Annotated in this window: 7 protein-coding genes; 4 read left to right on the top strand and 3 right to left on the bottom strand. The window is 71.2% G+C overall.

The window, feature by feature from the left end:
* Genes FHX82_RS04010 through entS form a run of 3 tightly spaced genes read right to left on the bottom strand, consistent with a single transcriptional unit; the run spans position 1 to position 2,308 of the window.
* Positions 1-216, bottom strand: a complete 216-nt coding sequence (locus FHX82_RS04010) for an MbtH family protein (RefSeq protein WP_145933237.1) — start codon at positions 214-216, stop codon at positions 1-3.
* 47 nt (positions 217-263) lie between these two features.
* A complete protein-coding gene (locus FHX82_RS04005) occupies positions 264-1,070 on the bottom strand; it encodes an alpha/beta fold hydrolase (protein ID WP_145933238.1) in 807 nt (268 codons plus the stop codon).
* Positions 1,040-2,308 carry an enterobactin transporter EntS gene (entS, locus tag FHX82_RS04000; RefSeq protein WP_183176468.1) on the bottom strand — a complete coding sequence of 423 codons (1,269 nt, stop codon included), beginning with the start codon at positions 2,306-2,308 and terminating at the stop codon, positions 1,040-1,042. Before entS ends, FHX82_RS04005 begins: the two co-directional genes overlap by 31 nt.
* A 59-nt stretch (positions 2,309-2,367) precedes the next feature.
* Between entS and FHX82_RS03995 the strand changes: the two genes are divergently transcribed.
* The 4 genes from FHX82_RS03995 to FHX82_RS03980 are packed head-to-tail and all read left to right on the top strand — an operon-like array spanning position 2,368 to position 6,848.
* A complete protein-coding gene (locus tag FHX82_RS03995) occupies positions 2,368-3,903 on the top strand; it encodes a (2,3-dihydroxybenzoyl)adenylate synthase (protein ID WP_145933239.1) in 1,536 nt (511 codons plus the stop codon).
* Positions 3,900-4,883 (top strand): FecCD family ABC transporter permease, encoded by a 984-nt coding sequence (locus FHX82_RS03990; RefSeq protein ID WP_145933240.1) that lies wholly within the window; start codon positions 3,900-3,902, stop codon positions 4,881-4,883. Before FHX82_RS03995 ends, FHX82_RS03990 begins: the two co-directional genes overlap by 4 nt.
* A gap of 20 nt (positions 4,884-4,903) precedes the next feature.
* Complete coding sequence (locus FHX82_RS03985) at positions 4,904-5,860, top strand: FecCD family ABC transporter permease (protein WP_229881181.1); 957 nt, start codon at positions 4,904-4,906, stop codon at positions 5,858-5,860.
* Positions 5,861-5,870: 10 nt separating this feature from the next.
* On the top strand, positions 5,871-6,848 hold the full coding sequence (locus FHX82_RS03980; RefSeq protein ID WP_145933242.1) for an adenosine deaminase: 978 nt from the start codon (positions 5,871-5,873) through the stop codon (positions 6,846-6,848).
* Positions 6,849-6,861 lie beyond the last annotated feature (13 nt).

The raw sequence follows: 6,861 nt of genomic DNA, 5'->3' as shown, positions 1-6,861 counted from the left end.
TCAGGACTCGGCATCCATCGCCCGGACCAGGCTCAGCGGCCGCATGTCCGTCCAGTTCGCCTCGATGTGGTCGAGGCACGCCTGCCGGGTGTCCTCGCCGAACACGACGGTCCAGCCCGACGGGACCTCGGCGAACGTGGGCCACAGGGAGTACTGGCCCTCGTCGTTGACCAGGGCGTAGAAGCGGCCGCTGTCGTCGTCGAAGGGGTTCGTCACGTAAGCCTCCCGATCCTTGTTAGCTGAGGCTTACCTTAGTCGAGAAGCTACGAGTGTCCAGCGGCGAAAAAGGTGACGATCGCGGCGTTGACCGCGTCCGGCCGTTCCAGGTAGCCGTAGTGCCCGCAGTCCGGCAGCTCCACGTAACGCGCGGACGGGATCGCGTCCGCGACCTCCTTCGCCAGGTACGCGGGCAGGCGCACGTCGTCGGCGAACCCGATCACCAGGCACGGCACGTCGATGGCGCGGTACGCCGGCAAGCGGTTTCCCTCGATGCTCAGCCGCAACTGCGCTCGCAGGCCGGGCGTCCAGATCGTCGGCGACATCGTGAACAGTTCGAGCCAGTCCCGCACCGCCACATCGTCGTTGAGCGTGCGCGGCGAGAGGTTCTGCAGCGCGCGGGAGACGGCCTCGTACTTCGGCGGCAGCTCCAGGCCGGTGTCGCGCAGCTCGCGCTCCGCCTCGTTCATCGTCCGCCGCATCACGTCGGACCGGCCGCGGGTGGCCATCAGCACCGCCTGCGTGACCAGTTCCGGCCTGGCCAGCGCCAGCTCCGTGACCACCTGGGCGCCCATCGAGGTGCCGACGAGGCGGCACGGCCCCAGCTCCAGGTGCTCGATGAGCGCCGCGGTGTCGGCCACCAGGTCGTCGATCGTGAAGTCCGTGTCGTCGCCGGAAGTTCCCCGGTTGTCGAACGTGATCACGCGGTAGCCGGCGTCGACGAGCGCGGGCACCTGGTGCAGGTGCCACACGCGACCCGTCGCCCCGGTGCCCATCACGAGCACGACGGGTTCGCCGGAACCGGTGTCCTGGTAGGGAATCTTCACGCCGTTGACGGCTGCGAGGGGCGGCATCGTTCTCCTTGCAAACTCGCCCGGCGCAGACCGGGCAGGGTGACCGCGACCAGGCACACGCCCAGCACGCACACGATGCCACCACCGACGACCGCGGTGGAACCACCGAACAGGCGGGCGGCGAGCCCGGCCTCGGCGTTGCCGACGGCGGTCCCGCTCGTGGCCTGCGCCAGCCACAGGCTGGACACGCGGCCCTGCAGGTGGTCCGGTGTGTAGTGCTGCAGCAGCGCGCGCCGCAGGATCTCCGAACTGGTGTCGGCGAGGCCCGCGACCGCCAGGCACAGCAGGCCGAGCCACAGGTGCCCGGACAGGCCGAAGGCGGTGATCGCCAAGCCCCACAACAGGACCGACGCGATCAGCGCGCGGCCGCTGTGCCGGAAGTGGCCGGTCCAGCCGCTCGCCAGCGCGCCGAGGAACGCGCCCACTGCGGGCGCCGTGTAGAGGATCCCGACGGTGGCCGGGCCGCCGCCGAACTCCTCGTCGGCGAACTGCGGGAACAGCGAGTAGGGCATCGCGAACAGCATGGCCCACACGTCGATCAGCAGCAGGCCGCCGACGATCTGGTCACGCCGCACGAAGCGGAAGCCTTCGGCGAGCGCGCGCAACGGGTGCTGCGGCTCCTGCTCCGACGGCAGCGGCGGGATCGTCCACATGAGCGCGACCCCGACGAGATAGCCGACGGCGTCGATCGCGAAGCAGGCCGCGACACCGGGACCGGCGGCGAGGAAACCCGCCACCGTCGGCCCGACCATCGCGCCGAACTGGCTGGTCACCGTGAACAACGCACCCGCGGCGGCGAGCTGCGCGGGTTCGACGAGCGCGGGCACCGCGGCCATCAGCGCCGAACCGCCGAGCCCGTTGATCGCGCCCGCCAGCACTGCCGCGACGTACACGACGGCCAGCACCGGATGCGGCATCGCCGCGTTGACCGCCAGCCCGGCGAGGACGAGGCTGACGAGCGCGCGGGTGCCGAGGATCAGTCGCCGCCGGTCGAGCCGGTCGGCCAGCACGCCGCCCACGAGCAACCCGGCCAGCAGGGCGAGGCCGAACGCGAGGCTGACGAGCCCGACCTGGACCGAGGATCCCGTGACCTGGTAGACGTGCACGTTGATGGCGACGTTCGTCAGCGCCGTGGTGAGCACCGTCAGCGTCTGCGCGGTGAACACACGCCGGTAGCCCGGGCTGGTGCGGAGCGGTGTGACGTCGATGACCAGCTCACCCAGCCGCACGAGCACCATCCCTTCCAGAACCTCGGCTAGCCTAACCTAAGTTCGTTGCCGGACCCAAGGAGCTGCGGATGCTGGACGGGTGTGTGCCCTGGCCGGAAGACCTGGCCGAACGCTATCGGGCGGAGGGTTACTGGACGGGGGAACCGCTCGACCAGCTGCTGCGGAACGGCGTCGAGCGGCATCCGGACCGGGTCGCGCTGGTGAGCGGCGACGGGCGGCGGTGGACGTACGCGGAGCTGGACGCGTGGACCGCGCGCGTGGCGGCGGGGCTCTCGACGCTGCTCTCGCCGCGGGAACGCGTCGTGGTGCAGCTGCCGAACGTGCCCGAGTTCGTCGTGCTGCTGTTCGCGTTGCTGCGGGTCGGCGCGCTGCCCGTGCTCGCGCTGCCCGCCCATCGCGAGGCCGAGATCGTCCCGCTGTGCGAGCTGTCCGAAGCGGTCGCGTACTTCATCACCGAGGACTACCGCGAGCTGTCGCGCGTGGTCACCAAGGCCGTGCCCGGCCTGCGGCACGTGATCGCGGTGGAGGACCTGCCCACCGCGGACCCGGTCGAGCTGCCCGAGCCGGACCCAGGTGACGTCGCGTTGTTCCTGCTCTCCGGCGGCACGACGGGCACGCCGAAGCTGATTCCGCGCACCCACAACGACTACCTCTACAACGCGCGCGCCAGCGCCGAGGTCTCCGGCTTCGACGAGTCCACTGTGTACCTGGTGGTGCTGCCCGCGTCCCACAACTTCGCGCTCGCCTCGCCGGGTCTGCTCGGCGCCTTCGCCGCGGGCGGCACCGTCGTGCTCGCCCCGGACCCCAGTCCGGACACCGCGTTCGCGTTGATCGAGCGCGAGAAGGTCACGGTCACCGCGGCCGTGCCGCCGGTCGTCCTGCTGTGGATGGACGCGGCGGAGTTCGCCGACGAGGACCTGTCGAGCCTGGAGTTGCTGCAGGTCGGCGGCGCGAAACTGAGCGCGGAACCCGCGGGCCGCGTGCGGGAGGCGCTGGGGTGTGGGCTGCAGCAGGTGTTCGGGATGGCCGAAGGGCTGCTGAACTTCACGCGCCTCGACGACCCCGAAGAGCTGATCGTGACGACGCAGGGCCGCCCACTGGCACCGGCCGACGAGGTGCGCGTGCTGGAGAACGGCGAGCTGCTGACCCGCGGCCCGTACACGCTGCGCGGCTACTACCGGGCGGAGGAGCACAACGCGCGCTCGTTCACCGAGGACGGCTTCTACCGCAGCGGGGATGTGGTGCGGCAGCTGCCGACCGGGCACCTGATCGTCGAGGGACGCGTCAAGGACCAGATCAACCGCGGCGGCGAGAAGATTCCCGCCGAGGAGCTGGAGAACCACCTGCTGGCGCACCCCGCCGTGCACGACGCGGCGGTGGTCGGCATGGCGGATCCGGTGATGGGCGAGCGGACGTGCGCCTTCCTCGTGGTCCGGGGCGAAGCGCCGAAACTGCGGGAGATCGCGGCGTTCCTGCGTGAGCGCGGGGTCGCCGAGTACAAGCTGCCGGACCGGATCGAGGTGCTCGACGCCTTCCCGCTCACGAAGGTCGGCAAGGTCAGCAAGACCGAGCTCGCCCGGCGCCTCGCCGGTGAAGCGGAGTGAGGTCGCGTGCCCTCGGTCTGCTCGCCGCCTTCGTGGCGCTGGTCGTTCTCGCGCTGCTGAGCGTCGCCATCGGCGCCCGGTCGATCCCACTGTCCACTGTGGTCCACCTGTTGTCCGGCCGCGACGGGTCGGATGCGTCGTTCGTGGTGTGGGACTTGAGGATTCCACGCACGTTGATCGGCGTCGCGGTGGGCGCGTCGCTCGGGGTGGCGGGCGCGGTCATGCAGGCCCTGACCCGCAACCCGCTGGCCGATCCGGGGCTGCTCGGCGTCAACGCGGGTGCTTCGGCCGCGGCGGCGTTGTCGGTGACCGTGCTGGGGTTGACCGATCTGCGGGCATTCGTGTGGTTCGCGTTCGCGGGCGCGGCGATCGCCGGCACGGTGCTGTACGTGATCGCGGGCCGGGGCGGTGCCACGCCGGTGCGACTGGCGCTCGCCGGCACCGCGGTTTCGGCCGCGCTGACCGGGGTCACGCAGGGCCTGACCTTGCTGAACCAGCAGACCCTGGACCAGATGCGATTCTGGACGGTCGGTTCGCTGTCGCGGGCCGACGGCGCGACGCTCGTGCGTGTGCTGCCGTTCCTCGCGGTGGGCCTGGTGCTGGCGTTGCTGCTCGCGCGGCCGCTGAACGCGCTGGCGCTTGGGGACGACGCCGGAAAGTCGCTCGGCGCGCACCTGGGGCGGACACGCCTGTTGTCGCTGCTGGCGGTGACGTTGCTGGCGGGCGCGGCGACGGCGGCGGTGGGGCCGCTGGTGTTCGTGGGGCTCGCGGTGCCGCACATGGTGCGAGCGCTGACCGGGCCGGACCAGCGGTGGGTGCTGCCGTACTGCGCGGTGCTGGCGCCGGCGTTGCTGCTGGCGGCGGACATCGTGGGGCGGGTGATCGCACGCGAGGAGATCGACGTGGGCGTGGTGACGGCGTTGCTGGGAGCACCGGTGTTCATCTGGCTGGTGCGGCGGAACAAGGCGGCGACGGCGTGATCACGCGGCGGTCTTTCTCGGTGTCCGCCGCGCTAGTCGTGGTCATCGTCGTGCTCGCGGTGATCGCGCTGGGCGTGGGCTCGATTTCCGTGGCGCCGCTGGACGTCGTGCGCACGCTGCTGGGCAACGGCAGCAGGCTGACCAACTTCGCGGTGCTCGACCTGCGGTTGCCGCGGGTGCTGATCGCCGTGTGCGTCGGAGCGGCGCTCGGGATGAGCGGCGCGGTGTTCCAGAGCCTGTCACGCAACCCGTTGGGCAGTCCGGACATCATCGGCTTCAACTACGGTGCGACGACCGGCGGCCTGTTGGTGATCCTCGTCGGCGGCGGGAGCCTGCTGGGCGTGTCGCTGGGCGCGCTCGGGGGCGGCGTGGTGACGGCGCTCGCGGTGTACCTGCTGGCGTGGCAACGCGGGGTGCGCGGGTCGCGGCTGGTGCTGGTGGGGATCGGGGTCAGCGCGGTGCTGCAGGCGGTGAACTTCTACCTCATCGTGAACGCGAAGCTGGCCGACGTCGCGCGCGCGACGGTGTGGTTGACGGGGAGCCTGAACAACCTCGGCTGGGAGCACGTGTGGCCGGTGGTGGTCGCGCTGGCGGTGGTGGGGCCGCTGCTGCTGGCGGGCGTGCGGTGGCTGAACATCCTGGAGATGGGCGACGACGCCGCGGCAGCGCTGGGGGTGCGGGTCGAGCGCAGCCGGCTGTACCTGGTGATCGTGGGAACGGCGGCCTGCGCCGCGGCGACGGCAGTAGCGGGCCCGATCGCGTTCGTGTCCCTGACGGCGCCGCAACTGGCGAAGCGCCTGACGCGAGCCCCGGGGGCGGGCCTGCTGCCGTCGGCGTGGATGGGCGCGCTGCTCGTGCTGGCGGCGGACTTCGTGGCGCAACGCGTCGCGGGAAGCGGGACCTTGCCGGTCGGGGTGGCGACTGCCGCCTTGGGCGGGGCGTACCTGGCGTGGCTGCTCCGCCGGACGCGCCGCTGAAAGGATTCTCATGACCACGCTGCCCAAGGCAGAACTGCACGTCCACCTCGAAGGCACGCTGGAGCCCGAGGACATGATGCGCTTCGCCGCCCGCAACGGCCTGGAGCTCCCGTGGCGGAGCCCCGACGAGCTGCGGGCTGCGTACGCGTTCACCGGGTTGGAGAACTTCCTCTCGGTGTATTTCCAGGGTTGCCGCGTGCTGCGCACACGCGCGGACTTCCACGATCTGACCACCGCGTACCTCCACCGCGCCGCCGCGCAGGGCGTGCGACGCGCGGAGATGTTGTTCGGACCGCAGGCGTTCCTCGACCACGGTGTCCCGATCGACGACCAGCTCGGTGGGATCACCGACGCGATCGACGAGGCCCGTGAATCGCGGGACATCGAGGGCGCCCTGCTGGTCAGCGCGCACCGCCACCGCACCGAGGCCGACGCACTGGAGCTGCTCGACCTGGTCCGGCCGTGGCGGGACCGGATCCTCGGCGTCGGCCTTGGCAGCGCCGAGCGCGGGAATCCGCCGTCGAAGTTCGCGCGCTATTTCGCCGCCGCGCGCGGTGAGGGCTACCGCACGACTTGCCACGCGGGTGAGGAAGGCCCCGCCTCCTACGTCCGGGAGGCACTGGACGTGTGCCAGGTGGAGCGGATCGACCACGGCTACGCCGCGGCCGAAGTCCCCGACCTCGTCACCCGCCTGGCGGAGGAACAGGTGACGCTGACGATGTGCCCACTGTCCAACCTGCGCCTGCACGTCACCGACGACCTCACGGAGTACCCGCTGAAGGCGCTGATGGACGCCGGCGTCCCGGTGACGGTCAACTCCGACGACCCGTCCTACTTCGGCGGCTACGTCAACGAGAACTACGCGGCCGTGACCGACGCGCTCGGCCTGACCGAAGCCGAGGTGAAGACGCTGGCACGCAACAGCTTCACCGGATCCTTCGCACAGCCGGAGGAGCTGCGGGGTGTGCTGGAGGAGCTGGCTCTCTGATGGGAGCCAGGGT

It is taken from the genome of Amycolatopsis bartoniae, from assembly GCF_014191255.1.
Classification (GTDB): Bacteria; Actinomycetota; Actinomycetes; order Mycobacteriales; family Pseudonocardiaceae; genus Amycolatopsis_E; species Amycolatopsis_E bartoniae.
The sequence above is the reverse complement of the archived record's forward strand: the minus strand, read 5'-3'. Positions and strand labels throughout refer to the sequence as shown.

What these genes read in the sequence shown, in the direction of transcription:
- FHX82_RS04005 (WP_145933238.1), bottom strand. Translation starts at nt 1,070, where the DNA reads ATGCCGCCCCTCGCAGCCGTCAACGGCGTGAAGATTCCCTACCAGGAC.
- FHX82_RS03995 (WP_145933239.1), top strand. Translation starts at nt 2,368, where the DNA reads ATGCTGGACGGGTGTGTGCCCTGGCCGGAAGACCTGGCCGAACGCTAT.
- entS (WP_183176468.1), bottom strand. Translation starts at nt 2,308, where the DNA reads ATGGTGCTCGTGCGGCTGGGTGAGCTGGTCATCGACGTCACACCGCTC.
- FHX82_RS03980 (WP_145933242.1), top strand. Translation starts at nt 5,871, where the DNA reads ATGACCACGCTGCCCAAGGCAGAACTGCACGTCCACCTCGAAGGCACG.